General features: G+C 67.0%; 21 protein-coding genes. 10 read left to right on the forward strand and 11 right to left on the reverse strand.

The annotated features are described in order from the left end of the window. Positions 1 to 12: 12 nt before the first annotated feature. Positions 13 to 504 (reverse strand): carboxymuconolactone decarboxylase family protein, encoded by a 492-nt coding sequence (locus FAB82_RS11725; protein WP_136534731.1) that lies wholly within the window; start codon positions 502 to 504, stop codon positions 13 to 15. A 234-nt stretch (positions 505 to 738) separates the two neighbouring features. Beyond that, entirely contained in the window at positions 739 to 1,644 is a 906-nt protein-coding gene (locus tag FAB82_RS11730) for a sigma-70 family RNA polymerase sigma factor (RefSeq protein ID WP_136534732.1), read from the reverse strand. Positions 1,645 to 1,734: 90 nt separating this feature from the next. On the opposite strand from FAB82_RS11730, the gene FAB82_RS11735 reads away from it, so the two are divergent. Continuing rightward, on the forward strand, positions 1,735 to 2,376 hold the full coding sequence (locus FAB82_RS11735) for a hypothetical protein (RefSeq protein ID WP_136534733.1): 642 nt from the start codon (positions 1,735 to 1,737) through the stop codon (positions 2,374 to 2,376). A 154-nt stretch (positions 2,377 to 2,530) separates the two neighbouring features. On the opposite strand, the gene FAB82_RS11740 is transcribed toward FAB82_RS11735, so the two are convergent. Then, positions 2,531 to 3,655, reverse strand: a complete 1,125-nt coding sequence (locus tag FAB82_RS11740; protein ID WP_136534748.1) for an NADH-quinone oxidoreductase subunit D — start codon at positions 3,653 to 3,655, stop codon at positions 2,531 to 2,533. Positions 3,656 to 3,775: 120 nt separating this feature from the next. Here FAB82_RS11740 and FAB82_RS11745 point away from each other — a divergent pair, with 120 nt between their 5' ends. Next, positions 3,776 to 4,216, forward strand: coding sequence for a DUF1707 SHOCT-like domain-containing protein (locus FAB82_RS11745; RefSeq protein ID WP_211116541.1), 441 nt, complete (start codon positions 3,776 to 3,778; stop codon positions 4,214 to 4,216). A 117-nt stretch (positions 4,217 to 4,333) separates the two neighbouring features. After that, positions 4,334 to 7,432 (forward strand): ATP-binding protein, encoded by a 3,099-nt coding sequence (locus tag FAB82_RS11750; RefSeq protein WP_136534734.1) that lies wholly within the window; start codon positions 4,334 to 4,336, stop codon positions 7,430 to 7,432. On the opposite strand, the gene FAB82_RS11755 is transcribed toward FAB82_RS11750, so the two are convergent. Beyond that, positions 7,412 to 8,026 carry a hypothetical protein gene (locus FAB82_RS11755; RefSeq protein ID WP_136534735.1) on the reverse strand — a complete coding sequence of 205 codons (615 nt, stop codon included), beginning with the start codon at positions 8,024 to 8,026 and terminating at the stop codon, positions 7,412 to 7,414. The two genes, FAB82_RS11750 and FAB82_RS11755, sit on opposite strands and share 21 nt — an antisense overlap. Before the next feature lie 191 nt (positions 8,027 to 8,217). On the opposite strand from FAB82_RS11755, the gene FAB82_RS11760 reads away from it, so the two are divergent. After that, the gene (locus FAB82_RS11760) at positions 8,218 to 8,640 is read left to right on the forward strand and encodes a hypothetical protein (protein WP_211116542.1); all 423 of its coding nucleotides are present in this window, start codon (positions 8,218 to 8,220) and stop codon (positions 8,638 to 8,640) included. A 20-nt stretch (positions 8,641 to 8,660) separates the two neighbouring features. Here the strand turns inward: FAB82_RS11760 and FAB82_RS11765 are convergent, their stop codons facing one another. Next, positions 8,661 to 9,212 carry a hypothetical protein gene (locus FAB82_RS11765; RefSeq protein ID WP_136534737.1) on the reverse strand — a complete coding sequence of 184 codons (552 nt, stop codon included), beginning with the start codon at positions 9,210 to 9,212 and terminating at the stop codon, positions 8,661 to 8,663. Here FAB82_RS11765 and FAB82_RS11770 point away from each other — a divergent pair. Beyond that, positions 9,205 to 9,621 carry a hypothetical protein gene (locus FAB82_RS11770; RefSeq protein ID WP_211116543.1) on the forward strand — a complete coding sequence of 139 codons (417 nt, stop codon included), beginning with the start codon at positions 9,205 to 9,207 and terminating at the stop codon, positions 9,619 to 9,621. The two genes, FAB82_RS11765 and FAB82_RS11770, sit on opposite strands and share 8 nt — an antisense overlap. A 155-nt stretch (positions 9,622 to 9,776) precedes the next feature. On the opposite strand, the gene FAB82_RS28375 is transcribed toward FAB82_RS11770, so the two are convergent. Beyond that, positions 9,777 to 9,899: a hypothetical protein gene (locus FAB82_RS28375; protein ID WP_281276899.1), complete on the reverse strand. Its 123-nt coding sequence runs from the start codon at positions 9,897 to 9,899 to the stop codon at positions 9,777 to 9,779. A gap of 219 nt (positions 9,900 to 10,118) precedes the next feature. Here FAB82_RS28375 and FAB82_RS11775 point away from each other — a divergent pair, with 219 nt between their 5' ends. Then, positions 10,119 to 10,775, forward strand: coding sequence for a protein kinase family protein (locus FAB82_RS11775; RefSeq protein WP_136534738.1), 657 nt, complete (start codon positions 10,119 to 10,121; stop codon positions 10,773 to 10,775). A 36-nt stretch (positions 10,776 to 10,811) separates the two neighbouring features. Here FAB82_RS11775 and FAB82_RS11780 read toward each other — a convergent pair whose 3' ends face one another. From FAB82_RS11780 to FAB82_RS11790, 3 genes are all read right to left on the reverse strand, one after another. Further along, positions 10,812 to 11,363 carry a hypothetical protein gene (locus FAB82_RS11780; protein WP_136534739.1) on the reverse strand — a complete coding sequence of 184 codons (552 nt, stop codon included), beginning with the start codon at positions 11,361 to 11,363 and terminating at the stop codon, positions 10,812 to 10,814. A gap of 134 nt (positions 11,364 to 11,497) precedes the next feature. Next, the gene (locus FAB82_RS11785) at positions 11,498 to 12,037 is read right to left on the reverse strand and encodes a hypothetical protein (protein ID WP_136534740.1); all 540 of its coding nucleotides are present in this window, start codon (positions 12,035 to 12,037) and stop codon (positions 11,498 to 11,500) included. Positions 12,038 to 12,228: 191 nt separating this feature from the next. Next, entirely contained in the window at positions 12,229 to 13,365 is a 1,137-nt protein-coding gene (locus FAB82_RS11790) for an ABC transporter substrate-binding protein (RefSeq protein WP_136534741.1), read from the reverse strand. A 241-nt stretch (positions 13,366 to 13,606) separates the two neighbouring features. On the opposite strand from FAB82_RS11790, the gene FAB82_RS11795 reads away from it, so the two are divergent. After that, complete coding sequence (locus FAB82_RS11795; protein WP_136534742.1) at positions 13,607 to 14,080, forward strand: HIT family protein; 474 nt, start codon at positions 13,607 to 13,609, stop codon at positions 14,078 to 14,080. A 153-nt stretch (positions 14,081 to 14,233) separates the two neighbouring features. On the opposite strand, the gene FAB82_RS11800 is transcribed toward FAB82_RS11795, so the two are convergent. Next, positions 14,234 to 14,512 carry a hypothetical protein gene (locus tag FAB82_RS11800; protein ID WP_136534743.1) on the reverse strand — a complete coding sequence of 93 codons (279 nt, stop codon included), beginning with the start codon at positions 14,510 to 14,512 and terminating at the stop codon, positions 14,234 to 14,236. Between the two features lie 171 nt (positions 14,513 to 14,683). Continuing rightward, the gene (locus FAB82_RS11805; protein ID WP_136534744.1) at positions 14,684 to 14,899 is read right to left on the reverse strand and encodes a hypothetical protein; all 216 of its coding nucleotides are present in this window, start codon (positions 14,897 to 14,899) and stop codon (positions 14,684 to 14,686) included. A gap of 386 nt (positions 14,900 to 15,285) precedes the next feature. Here FAB82_RS11805 and FAB82_RS11810 point away from each other — a divergent pair, with 386 nt between their 5' ends. The 3 genes from FAB82_RS11810 to FAB82_RS27510 all read left to right on the forward strand — a co-directional run. Continuing rightward, entirely contained in the window at positions 15,286 to 15,774 is a 489-nt protein-coding gene (locus tag FAB82_RS11810; RefSeq protein ID WP_136534745.1) for a hypothetical protein, read from the forward strand. A gap of 446 nt (positions 15,775 to 16,220) precedes the next feature. Beyond that, on the forward strand, positions 16,221 to 16,382 hold the full coding sequence (locus FAB82_RS27075; RefSeq protein WP_168801558.1) for a hypothetical protein: 162 nt from the start codon (positions 16,221 to 16,223) through the stop codon (positions 16,380 to 16,382). A gap of 36 nt (positions 16,383 to 16,418) precedes the next feature. Next, the coding region (locus FAB82_RS27510) for a hypothetical protein (protein ID WP_211116544.1) at positions 16,419 to 16,724 on the forward strand (306 nt) is incomplete at its 3' end.

A 16,724-nucleotide genomic window follows, 5' to 3' on the forward strand; every position in this document is an offset into this window, starting at 1 on the left:
CTTGCGGTCTCATTACCGCCCGGCATAACGGGCGGCCTTTGTCTTCGGGTCGTAGGTTCCGGCGGGATTGCGGATCGTGACGTTGAGGCGGTTCCACGCGTTGATCTGCGCGATCATCGCCAGCAGCGCCGCGAGTTCCTCGTCCTCGAAGTGCTTGCGGGCCGTCTCCCACGTCTCGTCGGAGACTCCGTGCGGGTTATCGGCCAGGCGGCATGCCTCCTCCGTCAGCGCGAGCGCGGCGCGCTCGGACTCGGTGAAGTGGGGCGCCTCACGCCACACCGCGACCATCGCCAGACGCTCAGCGGTCTCGCCGTATGAGGCGGCGTCCTTGGTGTGCATGTCGAGGCAGTACCCGCAGCCGTTGATCTGGCTGGCGCGGATCTTCACCAGTTCCGCCGTAGCGCTGGAGAGGGGACCGTCGTGGAACAGGGCCTCGTTGGCGAGCATGTTCTTGTAGTACTGCTGGCCGAAGTCGGTTGCGGCGAACTCGAGTCGCTTTTCCATCTGGTGCTTCCTCTCTCGTTGGCGCCGCGCGGTGAGTGCGGACCGTGTTTCGGGTATTGACCTTGTGCCCGTCGCCGCGCGATGAGCGCGGGCCGGAAATCTGTGGGGCCGGTCTTGCGGAGGTCGCGCTTCGTTGGCCGGAGCGGCGGAGTCGGGCCATGTGTTGGGGACCGGAGCGGCGGTGCTCGGCAATGTTGCGGGGACCGGCGCTGGAGGCGCGCGGGCCGTATCCGATCAACCGGCGCTGGCGGTGCGCAGGCCATGGAACTTGTCGGGGTTGCGGACGATGTCGACTTTGGTGATGCGTCCGTTCTCTATGCCGAGCGAGATCACGCCGTCCACCAAGCCGCCCATGACGGTGATGAGGCCGGGACTGCCGTTGATGTAGATGGGTTGGTGCCAGCTCTCGGGGCTCTTGCGGGCGGACCCGACCAGGAACCGGGCGATCTTGTCGGCGCCGTGGATCGGGTTCCGGGCGGCGGTGACCAGGCCGCCGCCGTCGGAGACGAGCACCGCGTCGGGGTCAAGCAGTCCTACGAGGCCGTCGAGGTCGCCGGAGCGGGTGGCGGTCGAGAAGGCCTTCACGACGGCGCGATGGGCTGCGGGGTCGACGTCGAAGCGGGGTTTGCGGGCTTCGACGTGGGCGCGGGCGCGGCTGGCGAGTTTGCGGCAGGAGGCCGGGGTGCGTCCGAGGGCGCCTCCGACTTCTTCGAAAGTGAGGCCGAAGACGTCGTGGAGGACGAATGAGGCCCGCTCTGCCGGGGTCAGGGTCTCCAGGACCACCAGCATCGCCCAGGACATGGAGTCGGCGAGACTGACCGAGTCGGCCGGGTCGGGTGCGGTCTCGACGGGTTCGGGCAGCCAGGGGCCGATGTAGGCCTCGCGGCGGTTGCGGGCCGAGCGCAGGACGTCGAGTGCGATGCGGGAGGTGGTGGTGAGGAGCCAGCCGGTGAGGTCGTCGATCTCGGCGAGGTCACTGCGTTGCAGCCGGATCCAGGCTTCTTGGACGGCGTCTTCGGCCTCGGGGAGGGTGCCCACGAGTCCGTATGCGACTCCGAGGAGTCGGGGGCGCAGCGACTCGAATTCGGCGGCGGCCGCTTCGGCCGTGAGGGCCGTTCGGGACTCGTTTGGTTCGTTCATGGGATGAGGACGAGACATGGTCCAGAAGTGTGACAGCGGAAGACGGATTGTGATGGGCATCTCATAAATGGGTAGGGCAGACTGTGGAGCGTGTTCTCGAACGTCTCCCCTCGCTGGCGCACCCGCCTCCGCCTCCTCGTGGTGGCGTGGGCGCTGGTCCTGGTGGCGGCCGCCTTCTTCAGTTCCCGATCGACGGTGAGCGAGCAGATCGATGCCGCCCGCGCCGCCACCGACCTGGGAGAGTTCCTCGGCTCGGCAGCCGCCGACATCCCCGATTCGGCCGTCATAGCGGTGGGGCCCTTGCGGATCGAGTCCTGCGACGTCAATCCCGTGCGCCCGGGCGCCTCCCTGTCGCAGACGCTCCAGTTCACCGGCGCGACCGTGGCCGACCTCGACACCCTGGCCGATCGCCTCGATCTACGACCGGCTCCGGATACGTCCGTGGCGATCTGGAACGGCTCCACGAGCGACTACCTGAACGTCCGCGTCACCGCGACCACCCCCGATCCCGCCGGCGGCCTCCACACCGACCCGGTCGAGCTCCAGGTGACGACCGGCTGCCGTCCCGGTCCGGAGCCGGCCGCCTTCACGCCGGCACCGCCGGAGGGCGCCGACGAGAGCTGGCAGTACGGAGCGCTGACCTGCCCGAACGGCACCGTCCTGGCGAGCTGGACCGAACCGGTGGAGTCCGAACCGTTCACGGTGCACGAGACGACCGGCCGCTGCGGCTGAGTACGGAGATCCAGTGCGGCGACAAGGTCGCCATCATCGTCGCCTTGGACGTTTTGCTGCCCCCGGCCAACGCCGCCACTGACAATCGGGCCCTGGCCCGAGTGCCGCAATCGTCCCCGTCGATGGTCAGTATCGGTCACGGAAGCCATTGGCTTTACTTGTCGATATCGCCGACCACGAAGAACATCGAACCGAGGATGGCGATCATGTCCGGGATCAGACATCCGGTCATGAGCGTCGACAGCGCCTGCACGTTCGCGTACGAGGCGGTCCGCAGCTTGAGACGGTACGGCGTCTTGTCGCCCCGGCTGACCAGGTAGTACCCGTTGGCGCCCAACGGGTTCTCGGTCCACACGTACGTCTCGCCCTCCGGAGGTTTGAAGATCTTGGGGAGCTTGACGTTCACCGGACCGTCGGTCACGGCCGCCCGCTCCAGACACTCGCGCGCCAGGTCGATCGACACCTGGACCTGGTCGAGCAGGCACATGAAGCGCGCGTAGCAGTCGCCCTCGCTGCGCAGCACGATCGGCACGTCGAGCTCCGGGTAGGCCAGATACGGCTCGTCGCGTCGCAGGTCGAAGTCGAGCCCGGAGGCGCGCGCTACCGGTCCGGTCACTCCGTACGCGGCGGCCGTGGCCGCGTCGAGCACCCCGACGCCCTTGGTCCGTGCAATGAAGATCTCGTTGTGCCGCAAGAGCTTGTCGAGCCGGACCATGCCGTGCTCGACCTCGTCGAGGGCTCGGTTCGCCCGCCCCTCCCACCCCTCGGGCACGTCGCGCTTGAGCCCGCCGACGCAGTTGTACATGTAGTGGATGCGCCCGCCGCTGGCCTCCTCGAAGACCTCTTGGAGCCGCTCCCGCTCGGTGAAGGCGTAGAACATCGGCGTGATCGCGCCGATCTCGAGGGGGTAGGAGCCGAGGAACATCAGGTGGTTGAGCCCCCGGTTCATCTCGGCCAGCGCCGTGCGCAGCCAGATCGCGCGCTCGGGCGTCTCGATTCCCGCCAGTCTCTCGGCGGCCAGCGCCACGCCGAGCTCGGAGGAGAACGCCGAGAGCCAGTCGTGGCGGTTGGCCAGGAGCATGATCTGGCGGTAGTCGCGGACCTCGTAGAGTTTCTCGGCGCCGCGGTGCATGTAGCCGATGATGGGTTCGCATTCGACCACCCGCTCGCCGTCGATCCGCAGCTTGAGGCGGAGCACGCCGTGGGTGGACGGGTGCTGGGGTCCGATATTGAGCACCATGTCGGTGGACTCGACGCCCGCGCCCACGGAGGCGACCATTTCCTGGCTTTCGCTCACGGGCCTATCGTCGCAGCTTCGACGCCCGCGCGGTAGTCCCCTGCCGCGTGTTGCTTCGCCCTGGCATCCTAGAGACAGCTCGTGACATGGGAGGTGTGGCCAATGGACCGCGATCAGATGCGTGCTTCGGAGTCCGACCGGCAAGTGGTGATGGATCGCCTGCGTCAGGCCGTCGAGGAAGGGCGCCTGGACGTGGCCGAATACCAGGAGCGGATGGACGCGGCGCTGCAGGCGCGGGTCTACTCCGAGCTGGATGTGCTGCTGTCCGACCTCCAGTCGCTGTCGCCGCCCGGGTACCAGGAGGTGGAGCCGGTGCGGCCGACGCAGCAGATGCGTGCCGGTTCGAAGGCGAACGACCGTCTGCACGAGGACATGCAGCGGCGCAAGAGCCGCTGGAAGACCCTGGGAGCGGGCGGGGGCATCGCGCTCGTGGTGATCCTGCTGCTGCTGGTGATCTTCCCGGAGTTCGTGATGTACGCGGCGATCGCGGCGCTGGTGGTCTTGGTGCTGTTCGTGCTGGCGGCGGTCCTGGGCGTCTTCTGACCTGATTCGACGTCGGCGCTGACTTGACGTCGGCGCCGATTTCGGTGTCGGCGTACGTCTGCTCGGCCGGCCGATCCCTCGGGGCCGCTGCGCGGCGGTGCGGGCAGACTGTCAATCATGCGAGTACTGCTGTTGGGCCCGTTCGCGGTCCGCGACGACGAGGACCGTCCCGTCCAGATCGCGGGCGCCCGCCTGCGGGCGCTCATCGCCCGGCTCGCCCTGGAGCCCGGCCGCGAGATCTCCGCCGACGCCCTCACCGACGCGATCTGGGACGGCGAATCCCCCAGCGCCAACGCACTCCAGGCGCTGGTCTCGCGCGTGCGCAGACTGATCGGGACCGATCGGCTGACCCGCGGGGCCGCCGGGTACCGCCTCGCGATCGACGCAGGCGACGTCGACCTCCTCAGCTTCGAGCGCCTGGCCGAGACCGGGCGCAGCACCGGGGACCTGGCCGCGCTGCGGCAGGCCGAGACCCTGTGGCGGGGCCGGGCCTTCGCCGACCTGCTCGATCTGCCCTTCGCCTCCTCGGAGGCATTCCGGTTGGAGCGCTTGCGGACCGAGACGACGCGCGAGCGCATGTCGATCGAGGTCGCGGCGGGCGTGGACGTCCTGGCCGAGCTCGAACCGCTCGCCGCGGCCCATCCTCTGGACGAGCGCTGGCAGGCGCTGCTCATGCGGGCGCTGTATGCGACCGGCCGGGGCGCGGCGGCCCTCGACGCGTTCGAACGGGCCCGCGAACGCCTCGCCGACGACCTCGGCGCCGACCCCTCGCCGGACCTGGCCGAGCTGCATCTCCAGATCCTCAGGCAGGAAACGGAACCGGCCGCCCCATCCCGGCGTAGACGCACGAACCTCAAGGCGCAGTTGACGAGCCTGGTCGGCCGCGACGACGACCTGGCGACGCTCGCCGCCGCATTGCAGGCGTCCCGACTGGTCACGGTGACCGGCCCGGGCGGCTCCGGCAAGACCCGCCTGGCCGTGGAGGCGGCAAGCCGGGCCGAGGCCCTTGCCCCGGAGGGCATCTGGATGGTCGAGTTGGCCGCGGTGGCCGAACCCGGCGATATCGCCCCGGCGGTCCTGCGGGCGATCGGCGCCCGCGAGGCCGGACTGCTCGAACCGTCGGTGCAGGACGCCGCCTCCCGCCTGGAGGAGTTCCTCGCCGAGCAGCGGACGATGCTGCTGCTCGACAACTGCGAGCACCAGATCGCGGCTGTCGCGGACCTCACTGCCCGCCTCCTCGGTGCCTGCCCTGGCCTGCGAGTCCTCGCCACCAGCCGCGAGGCCCTCGTCATCGGCGGCGAGCGCCTGTACCCGATTCCTCCTTTGTCCTGGTCGGAGGCGGATCCCAACGCTAGCGCCGCGGTACGACTCTTCTGCGAACGAGCCGCCGCCGTCCGCCCCGGCTTCGGCTTGAATGAGGCGAATACGCCTGCGGTCGTTGAGATCTGCCGTCGTCTCGACGGATTGCCGCTCGCGGTCGAGCTGGCGGCCGCCCGCATGCGGGCGCTCGATGCGTCCCAGATCGCCGCGCGGCTGGACGACCGCTTCGCGCTCCTTACCGCCGCCGACCGGAATGCGCCCGCCCGGCACCGCACCCTGGAGGCCGTCATCGCCTGGAGCTGGGAGCTGCTGTCGGAATCCGAACGGGCCCTGGCGATGCGATTGTCCGTGTACCCCGCCGGGGTCGGGCTCGACCGCGTCGACGATATCGACGCGCTCGCCGGGCTCGTGGACAAGTCGCTGGTGGAACGCGACGGGGACCGCTACCGGATGCTGGAGACGATCCGGTCTTACGCTGCGGCGCAGCTGGAACCGTCCGGCCGGGCCGAGGAGGAGCGCGAGGCGAGGACTCGCTACTGCGTGGCGCTGGCCGAACGGTCGGACGCGGAGCTGCGGTCGACGGGACAGCTCGAGGCCAGGGCGCAGACGCAGGCCGAGCACGACAATCTCATTGCCGCCGTCCGCCGCTGCGTTGCCCAGGGCGACAAGGAGCTCGGGCTGCGACTGATCGGCGCTCTGTTCTGGTACTGGCACCTGTGCGGCCTCCACACCGAGCGTCTTCATTGGACTCGGGCGGTCCTGGAGTTGCCGGGTGAGGTCCCCGCGTTCCTGCGGGCGACCGAACGCGTCCTGACCGGCCTCCTGCACGCCGAGGCCGGCGACTTCGAGGCCAGCGAGGCGGCCATTACGGCCGGTCTGGCCGCCGCTCGCGAGTCGGAGGTGGAGGCAGCGTCGGGGGCCGATGCCCGCAGTCCCGACCCGCTCGTCGCCGGCCCCGGCCGGTTCCTGCTGTCCATCGCCCCGGCTTTCCTGGCCAACCCGGCGGGCGCCGCAGCGGCGGGGCCCGAACCGTCGGGCTGGGAGCGAGGCATAACCCTGCTGCTGGCATCCGATGCCACGGCGACCAACCGCGACGCCATCGACCGGGTCGAACAGGCCCGGGCCGAATTCGACCGGCTCGGCGAACGCTGGGGCCACTCGTCCGCGCTCCGCATCCTCGCCGAACACCGCTCGCGCCTCGGCGAGCACGAAGCGGAACTCGCCGCGTATGACCAGGCCGCGCGGCTACTCGACGAACTCGGCGTCGCCGCCGACGCGGCCGAGGCGTATGCCGAAGCGGCCGTCGCCCGCGCCCGCATCGGCGAGTTCGCTCCCGCCCAGGCGGCCTTGGACCTGGCGTTCGAACGTGCGGAGACGAGCAGGGAGCCGCGCACCATCGCCTATGTCCGGTGGGCCCGCGCCCAGTTCCTCTTCCACAGTGGGGAAGACGAGGCTGCGCTGCGCGAGCTGGACGAGGCCGAGGCGAGTTTCGACAACACGGCGCTGGAGGCGCGGATCCGGGTGTGGGGGTCGGCAATCCGGGCAATGATCGCCCTGTGCTCCAAGCAGATCGGGCGTGCCCGCGGGGCGCTGGACGGCCTGACGGCAGCCCACTTCGAGGGCGCCATGGGACCGGACCTGGCAATGTTGGCCCGGCTCTATGCCGCGCTGGTCCTGGCCGAGGGGAACGCGGAGCGGGCCGCGAACTTGATCGGGGCCGCCGCGGCTCTCCTGGGAACGGAGGACCGACGCGGTTACGACACGGGCCTGCGCACCGACGAGGAAGTGCGAGAACTATTGGGCGACAAGGTCTTCAAGGAACAATACGACCGCGGCGCCGCTTTGGAGCGGGACGCCGCGGTCGAGGCGATCAGGTCAGAGTCCTTGCGGCACTGAGTCCTTGCGAAAGTACCGGCGGGCGGGTCGGAGGGCGAGCAGGACCACGCCGAGGACGCAGCCGATGACGACGATCGCGAGCCTGACCGCTTCCAGGGCCGGCAGCCACTCCGGGTACGCGGCCGATGCGGCCTCCAGGAGGGCGGCGGCGTCGAGGCCGCGCACGGCGGCGTCCTCAGAGGAGTCGAAGACGGCCTGCACGGTCTCGGCGGCGGCGGCATTGCTCGCCATGATCAGGACGTTGCCGATCAGGACCAGCGGCAGGACGATCCACGACAGGATCCGGCCGATCCGGCATCTGGCGAGGGTCAGTGCGCCCGTCACCGCGACGAACGCGGCAATCCCGAAGGGCGCCCAGATGGCGATGCCGTGTTCGTCGAAGCTCAGTCCGACGTCGGCCAGCGCCCCGGGGGAGGCCCCTTGCCGAATCACTTCCGCCTCGGCGGCGGCCTGGACGTCGGCCCCGTAGAGCAGCCCGATGAGCGGGATGCCGGCGAAGGCGAGTGCGACCGCGAACTGCAGGACCGCGGCGATCGTGACGGAGCGCGGGCGGGTGGAGGTGGCGGCGGCGTTGGTTTTACCGTTGGCGTTCATTGGAGACTCCTGGTGGCGCTTGGCATTGGCGGTGTGACTCGGGTCTAGCACCGCGGGAAATCGCGAGGTGCTGATGTCCATGTCCACCACCTTCACAAGCACCGCTGACACGCCACTGACACGAGTCGCGCGGAACCCACGGTTCGATGGCGTGATGCCGATGATTTGCTTGACGAGCGAGACCGAGGAGCATGATGCGGTACACATTGGAAAAGATGAACCTGCCATGGGGATTGGTGTTGGTGGAAGGCGTCCCTGACGAGCTTGAGACGTTCACCCAACCCGATGAGAACGGCATTTGGACTGATGGCGGCACCATCTATGTTTTTGCCTTCTCTCCCACCCGCGTTCCCGTCTCGATTTCGATTCAGAATGAAATCGGCTGTAACCCGGGGTTCGTCAGGATATTCGACGATGAGATCGAGGTCGATGATGAAGAGATCGAGATCGGCGATCTTAACGACAAGACCTTCGTGATCTCTTGCCGTGTTCCAGTTGCGGACGCGCGCATAGTGATCGAGGTCGACCGTCCCAACGACGCGACGCGGCTCATCTTGTCCATCCCGGACATGACTCGGCAAAGGGTGGAATCGGACGAAGTCACGGGAGGCTGATGACTCGACTCGCTATGGGATCACCCGTCGGTGCTGACGTCCCCTTGCTCGGCGCACTCGTAGTGGCCTCCGCTGGAGTCGGTCAGGCAGATTTCGAGCTCGACTACCTGGCCCGGCTTCACGTTGGGGAACGGATCCCAGATCACGTCTTCTCCCCAGTAGCCGTTGTCGTTGATCCGCACGCCCTGCGAGACGTCATCGACCCAGACCTGGGCCCGGATGCTGTAGCCGTCGGCGCAGTTGTCGGCGATCCTGATGTAGTCGTCGTTCTTGCCGCCGCCGGGCTTGCCCTCGCCGTAGTCGACGAATTCCCCGTAACCGCACCAGTCGAGCGTGGTCACCGCGAAGCTGTCATCGACCATGACGCCCGGTCCGTCGACCGGTTCGTCCCCGGATCCCTCGGTGATGGTCTGCGCTGCGGCCGGCGCGGCCAGTGCCGACGCGGCGATCGATGCGATCGCGGCGGCGGCGAGCGCGGCCCGGTTGCCCCTATCCCCCGCGCGGGGGAGGCCGATAGCTCTCCGGAGGGATAGCACCGCGCTGCGACGGCCATAGGTTCGGTCTATGACCACTACTGCACCCCCGCAATCACTTCGGCAGTCCACTCCGCTCGCCGCACGGCTGACCGTCATAGCCGGCTGGTCCCTCCTCGTGATCGCCGTAGCGCACATCGCGGCGTTCGCCTTCATCGTCCCGTGGGGCGACTGGTTCGCGGGCAGTCTGCGAAGCGGCGAAGCGGACCTCGGATCGGTGGCCGACTTCTGGGCCCTGCCAGGCGGCATCGTACTGCCCACGGTCCTGACCGGGCTGTTGATGATCCGACTGGGGCGGCAGGGCCAGCGGCTCGGGATCGGCTTCGGAATCGCGTTGATCGTCTGGGCGGGCTTCTGCGTCTTCCTGCTCGGCCCCAGCGGGTTTCTCGGGGTACTGGTGCCCGCGGGCTTCCTCATCGCCGCCGCCGTCGTCGACCGAAAGGCCTGAGCCGCAAGGCGGTTCATGGTTGCGCGGCGCAGGTGGGGAGTTCCGGTCCGCGACAGAGGACGCCGTGTGCGGTCCAGCTCGAAATCCGTTCCGCCGCTGACATTGTCGGTCGAGCGGACCGCACGAGCGCCACGACGATCGTTGCCGTCGAAACGTCAAGCGCCCTTGGGGCTGAATTCGTTCCGGTCACGTTCGGGTGCGGGCCAGTCGAGTTCGCGTTCGCGCTTCTCGGCGGGCCACGTCTCGTCGGTCGGTGAGGTGGGGACGGTGGGGGTCATCGGTGTCCGATCATGCCAGGGGTCGGGTATCGATTGTGATCGATCGGCCTGACACTTTCGGTACGTCGATGTGAACGTCTGGTAGTGCGGAGTTGTCGATCTGGCCATGCGGTTGGTCACGCTGTGGCCTTGAGTTCGCGGATGAGCCACCGGCGGTGGTCGGCCCACCAGCTGGAAACGAGAGTGACCGCGCCACGCCGGCTGACTAGGCTCCAGCTCGTGAATGAATTCGCTGAATTGCACGGGCTCTCGCACCGTGAGGTGGCCTCCCGCCTGGTGCTCAATGGGTGGAGCGTGTGCGGGGTGGGCGACTGGGCGACCGCCTGGCGATCGCCCGAGGGCTTCCAAGTCGCGCGGGTGAGTCCCTTCGAGCTCGCGTACGGGGTGTTCGTGGATCTGTGCCGCGACCTGGACGGGCACGCGCTGCTGCCGAGGATCGACTTCGATGCGCCGCTGCGCGGCGGCGGTCGCGTGACCGTGATGGAGTTCCTGCGCCCAGCCGAAGAGCCCGAAGTCGCCGCCGTCACCGAACGCTGGGAGGCCGGGGCGGCCGACGACCCCGTTGGGGCCGTCCGACTCGAGGCGGAACGGCTCAGCGACAAAGCGGAAAGTGTCATCCCCTATTGGGGCGGGGTCGATCTGAACCCGGGCAATATCATGGTCGACCTGTCAGGGCAGGTCAAACTCGTCGACTTGTTCTTCTCCGCCGGTCACCTGATCTTCTCAGGGCTCACCCAGAATCCCACCGAGTTCGCAGCGCGTATCCCGGCGGGCCACCGTGACTACATCACCGAGATCGGCTGTGCCGCAAGAGTTTGGACACCTGCCGAGATCGCCAGATACGGCGGGGCCGCCGCGGCGCTCTCCCGAGACTGATCCTTAAGACTGCTGGTGCCTCGGCAACGGCAGTCCTCAGTTCGGAGACCAGCGACTGATGGGTTCGAGGACTGCAAGGCGCGGGTCGTGTTCGACTGCGGCCCGGGCGAACTCTCGGCGGAGGTCGCTGAAGTGGCTGACGAGGTCGCGGCGCGCGCAGGTCGTCATGGGGCGCCCGGTGATGCGGCGCGGCAGCGGGCTATTTGGTTCGAACGTGGTCGTTTCGAGCCAGGGCACCCGGTAGAGACGGACATCGCCGGTGCCGGCGTCGAAGACGATGAACTCGGTGCGGTCGGGTCCCGGGTAGAGCTCGATGACACCGGCGCTGTGTGCGTCCAGGGCCTCGACCACCGCGTCCAGACACATGAAGAACTCCACGATGTCCGAGTAGTCCAGGACCCAGTCCCGATCGGGGTACCCGGTTATCCGTGCCACGGCGTAACCCGTTTCCAGGAGCTTGGCGGCGTAGATGAGGACGGCGAGGTCGCCCGGTCCGTCGATTTCGATGGATGCTTGCAGTTCGCCGTACAGTTCATCGATCTCGGCCTGCGGCTTCAACTCATGTGCTGTCCACTCGACCTTGAACATGGCTCCTCCTACTGGCGGCCGTCGACCAAAGCGTCAGGCACATCGTGCCAGGCGCCTCCAGCGGTCCTGGATGAGTTCCTGGCCGAACGCGAGGCCTCGGGGGGAATCTTGAAACCAGACCCGAGTTCAGCGGCCTACGGTTCCCCGCGCCAGCCGGTCAATGCGGCTACCTCCCTGGCGATGTCGATGACCGAGCGGCCGTCGGTGGCCACTCGGATCGTTCCCGCGGGCGCCCGCGCTTCCAACATCGGCGCTTTCAGGGCGCTGGTCCGCTGTTCACGCTCAAGTCGCGAGCCCATCTCTCGGCCCGTCAGCCTCGCACTGGCCGTCTCATCCGAGGCGGTGAGCAGGACGCGGATGATCCGCACTTCGGCCCCCATGGCGCGCTCGAACATGCCTGTGTGCTCGGGCAGAACGCACACGGTCCGGGTGTAGATCAGGCGGCGGCAACCCAGCTGGGCGTAGTTGCTCCAGACCGCCGCGAGGTTGTGCTCGGTGACCCCGGTACGGTCGGGGTCATGTTCCGGTGCCGGATGCACCTGACCCATGAAGTCGCCCTCGATGATCGCGTGAGCGATCTCGGCGTCGCACAGTTGCGCCGAGACCTCCCATCCGATCGTTGACTTGCCGACACCGGCTCTACCGCCGATGAGTAGTGCTTCCGCATGCTGCATGACAGAAGCATGCCAGGGTGCTGCGGCCGCAGTCACCTAGGAATCAAGTCAGTTCACGGCCATCCGCAGGACCACTGATTCGTCCTTCATGCCAAGCAATTGCACTCTGCGCGCCACAATCCACGACACGAGGGACAGGGGATCCCTGCCGGCATCGTCGCGGCGGACCTCGACGATGCCGGCGCGGGACGTCAGGCGCCCTGAGTGCCCTGCTGGTCGATCGGGTAGAGACCGAGCACGTCGTCAGGATCGGAGGGGTTGACCCCCTGCACGTCACCGACGTACAGCCTGATCCGTGCCTTGTAGCGCTCGAGAGCGGTGCGATCGCTCATGAACTCGCCGAGACCGAGCGGGTCCATGTTCGGGTAGTCGAAGATGCCACTGGTGCCGGCGGGCGGAGCGACGTCATCGCGGACGCTCCAGGTGCCGATGTCGTTCTGCTGCGCGTCGCTGGACAGCAGCCAGCTCATGTACAGCTTCGCCGCAGCCGGGTGCGGGGCCTCCTTGAGGATCCCCGCCGTCTGCGGCCATGCGACCCACGGGCTTTCCTCCGGATAGGTCTGTTGCGCCAGACCCTCGGTCCCGCCGGAGGTGCCGAAGCTCGCGACGTACTCGTCGGTGCCGACGAGGTCCGCGGAGTCCTGGGTGCCGCGGACGAACGTCGGGTTCTGCTCGAGCAGCTTCTCCAGGTAGTCGAAGCCGTACTCGTCGGTGAGCTGCTTGAAGTAGTAGAGGACCGCGTCGTCGTCGTTCGGATAGGTGAAGACGAGCTTGTCCTTGAATTCCGGCTTGAGGAAGTCCTCGGCTTCCACCGGGGCGTCGCTGCCGAGTGCGGTGGCGGTGACGTTGGAGAAGGCGAAGAAGAACACGCCGGTGTAGTAGCCGTCGGGATCCTTGACCTCGTCGTAGACGTGGTCCCAGCCGACCGGCCGGTACTGCTCGAGGACGCCTTCGCTCTTCCAGCGCGGGAAGTCGTCGATGGTCTGCAGGTGCGCGACGTCGGCGACGACCTTGCCCTCGGCGACCTGGTTGTCGATACGGGCGTCGTGGTTCTTGCTGAAGTCCACGATCACGTTCGCATTGATCTCCGGGAACTTCTCCTCGAATGCGTCACGGAGGTAGTCGGCCTGTCCGGGCTTGTCGCCGCCGGCGTAGATGACCAGGTCGCCGCCTTCGGCCACTGCCTGCTCGTAGAGCTCCTGCAGCTGCGCCTCTTCGTCGCTGCTCGTGTCGTACGCGGCGGGGGCCGCGACCGCGGCGCTGCCGCTCGCCGCCAGCACGCTCGCGGTCAGCACCGCGACGACTGCTGCCTTGCGGGGAGACTTCACATCTAGCTCCTTTCGAAAGACGAAATAGTTGATTGTTCAACTATCTGCGCATAACATACCTGACGAGTCAGGTATTTCGGAAGGTGAGCTGGATCATGGCCGATGGGCGTTGCCGATCTACTGGATCCGCCCGTGCCGGGGGTGCGCCCCCGCGCTCTGGATGGTGGCCTCGCAACGGACGGCGAGTTTGCCGAACCGGGTGGCGGCGTCGACCGGTCAACGATGCGTAGAGTCTCCGATCATGAGTGACGACTGGCAGAAGGACCGGATCGGCAGTGCGCTTCGGGGCGAGAACCCGACGGTGCTCCGGAGGCTGGAAGCGGGATTCGCGGTGATCGGGGATGTCCAGTTCCTGCCGGGATACTCGCTGCTGCTGGTTGATGATCCTGCGGTGCAGCGGCTGTCGGAGCTCCCCACGGCCAAGCGGATGGCATTTCTGTCTGATATGGACAAATTGGGTGAGGCGGTCGAACGCGCCTGCAAGCGGCTGGATCCGGCCTTCCGGCGGGTCAATTTGGAGATCCTGGGGAACACCCATCCCTACCTCCATGCGCATGTGTGGCCGCGGTTCGATTGGGAGCCGGCCGATCGTGTGGGCATGCCGGTGTGGCTGTACCCGGGAGACCACTGGGGCGATGAGCGGTATGCGCTCGGCCCGCAGCATGATGACCTGCGAGAAGCGATCAGCGAGGAACTGGGGCAACTCACGACCTGACGAGGCGCCGCGCCATCTGGCTTGCTCGCCGGGTTCATTGGAGAAGGTGCAGGCTTCACCCAGCCCGGTGCCGACGAAGATCGTCGGAGTCGCGCCGCGCTGCCGATACGACCCGACGCACCCCGGTCGGGGCTCAGTCTCCGGTGTGGACGTCTACGGGCTGTCGCCGTCGCCCCAATCGTCGTCGTCGGCCTGGTCCTCACCCGGTTCGGGCACGTCCCACACCAGGACGCCCTCAGTGTCGCCCGGCGGGAACTCGAATACGACCGAGGGCACGGCACCCTGTTCGTCTTGCAGGGGCGGCGTGAGCCCGAGCGAGGTCGCGTACTCGCCTAACTCGCGGGAACTCGCACCCTCGCGGTGGCGCTGCCGCAGCTGCGCATCAATTGCCGGGCCTTCGGTCACCTGGTACTCGATTCCGTCGCCGGTCATGCCAGCGCCTCCCCTGTTCCATTGACGCGCTTGAACACCCGAGAGCCATCGTCGTTGACGGCTCAGATATCGAGCACACCGCCCTCGGGTACGAAGGCGAAACGTTCCACATGGGAGTGAAATGGCCCGTATCCGCTGCGATCGCGGCGGATACGGAACGATGTCCTGCGGTCAGCGCCAGCGGGCCGGTTGGGCCGAGGCGTCGCCCGATTCGGAAGCGCTGGGGCCGCTGTCCTCGGGCTCAATGACGCTGTACAGCGTCCGTGTCCACACCAGACGCGGTTCACCGTTGTAGCCGGGTGGGTAGTCCACGATCACGTACCAACCGGCCTCACTGTCGGGCGGGGTGATGCCGAGCGACTTCACGTACTCGGCGGCCTCCTCCACCGACGCCGTTTCCAGCTTGGCGACAGCCGCCGAGTACTGCTAACGATTCATCGTTCACCACCCCTTTGCCGTTGCCGACGAAAATCGTCGGAGTCGCCCCGCGCTGCGGGCAATAGATGAACATGCGGTAGTTCTTGGGTAGAACATCCGAGAGTATCCAGCGGCACCCGTCGGGCACGTAGTCGCACGGGGGCCGGTTGACGTACACCTCCGCTTCCGGAGCCGTACCGGAGCTTCCCTCAAGGTGATCCGGACAAGGGCGAGACACGGTTCGTACCGGACAAGCAGCCGTGCGATGACGCACATGCCCCGGATGCCCCAGGGAACCAAAGATGCCAGGCTGACAGCGACCCCGGGCTCCGCTGGTAGGAGGAGGGACTGAGGACATGGCGACCGCTTGGAACGACCTGGCCGCGATCAAGGAGACGTTCGGTCTCCTGGCGGCCCCGCGCCGTCTGGCGATGGCCGCAGAGTTGCTGGAGTGGACCGCAGCGAACTTCCGGACACCGTTCGGCGACCCAGCAGTGAGCGACATCGTCACGCGGTCGGCCACCGCGGTCCGCGACGCCATCGGCCGTGGCGCGTCCACTGCGACCGGGTCGGGCCTCACGGGCGAACTGTATGACGTGTCAGAGGAAACAGAGGAACGTGGCGCGGAGGAAATCCTCCTGAGCTACTACTTGTGCTTCGACGACCTCGACCCTGAGATCCGGCCTGACCGCCTAGTGTCAATGTTCGACCAGTGCTACCAAGCCGATGTGCGCCGCTACTCTGAAGTCGCGATCGCGATCGGTGAGAACCCAGAGGTCACGTCAAGGGAACAGCAGATTCTCGACTACCAGCGGGCCCTGATTGCCCGATACACATGCTCGTAGGTTCTCTTCTGCAGCGCAGCTGTACCGATCCGATCATCACCTTGAATACGAACGCCACAGCGCGCGCTTCCGCGACATGATCGACTACCAGAAGACCCGCCGATCGAGGATGCAGCGGCGCTTCATACGGCGTACGTCGGCATCGAGCTAGAGCGGCTTTTCAGCGACCGAGTCGCTGAGGCCCGTGCTCTTCACCAGGAGCGCCTTGAAGCTTTCGGAGGACTCTACGTCCGAAGCTGCACCCCGAAGCGGCCCTTCTGGAAGAAGAAGTTCCGCCCCGCTCGAACGACCTGATGACCCAGTAGACGAAGGCTGAACACGTCGGTCCGCTGACCTGGTCATTCGCTCCAGTTTGCCTGGGCTGTACGTGTTGCGAGCTCCTGCTAACCTGCATCTGAGCTTGTATCCGCCCACCCAGAACTCGTCGCATCCCCCCGGAGGCCTTTGTGGCACAGCGCAAATTCGGCCCGGAGTACGTCCACAACTTCTGGACAGTGTTGAAGGAAGACCTTAGGCACATCGAAGAAGTCATCATTCCCGAGATGAAGACGGGGAAGCTCAGCTTTGCTCCCGCATTCGGTCTCGAAGGCATCGACGGGAAGAAGTAGGAGTACACCGCGAGTTTCGGTTCGATCTGGACCGATGTGCAGTTCATCAAGTCCACGATCAAGCAGATGATCGAAGCCCTCGACGAGGTGCTGAAGGACGAAGCCGAGACCGAGGATGCGAACGTCCGGACGTCGAGCAGTACCCCAGCATCGGTGAGGCGGTCCCTGGAGGCTATGACAGTGAGCTTGAATGATCGGTTGGATCTGGGGGCGACGGATCGGAGCAGTCTCGGTGTTCGCAATCGCGATGGCAGCCGGATTTGTAATGGAATGAGGAGAACACAGCTGATGATGCGGAAGATCTTGTTGAGTGCCGGTGCAGCGGCTGCCATGTCGGGTGTA

The sequence above is a fragment of the Glycomyces buryatensis genome, assembly GCF_004912275.1.
In the GTDB taxonomy this organism is placed as follows: Bacteria; Actinomycetota; Actinomycetes; order Mycobacteriales; family Micromonosporaceae; genus Glycomyces; species Glycomyces buryatensis.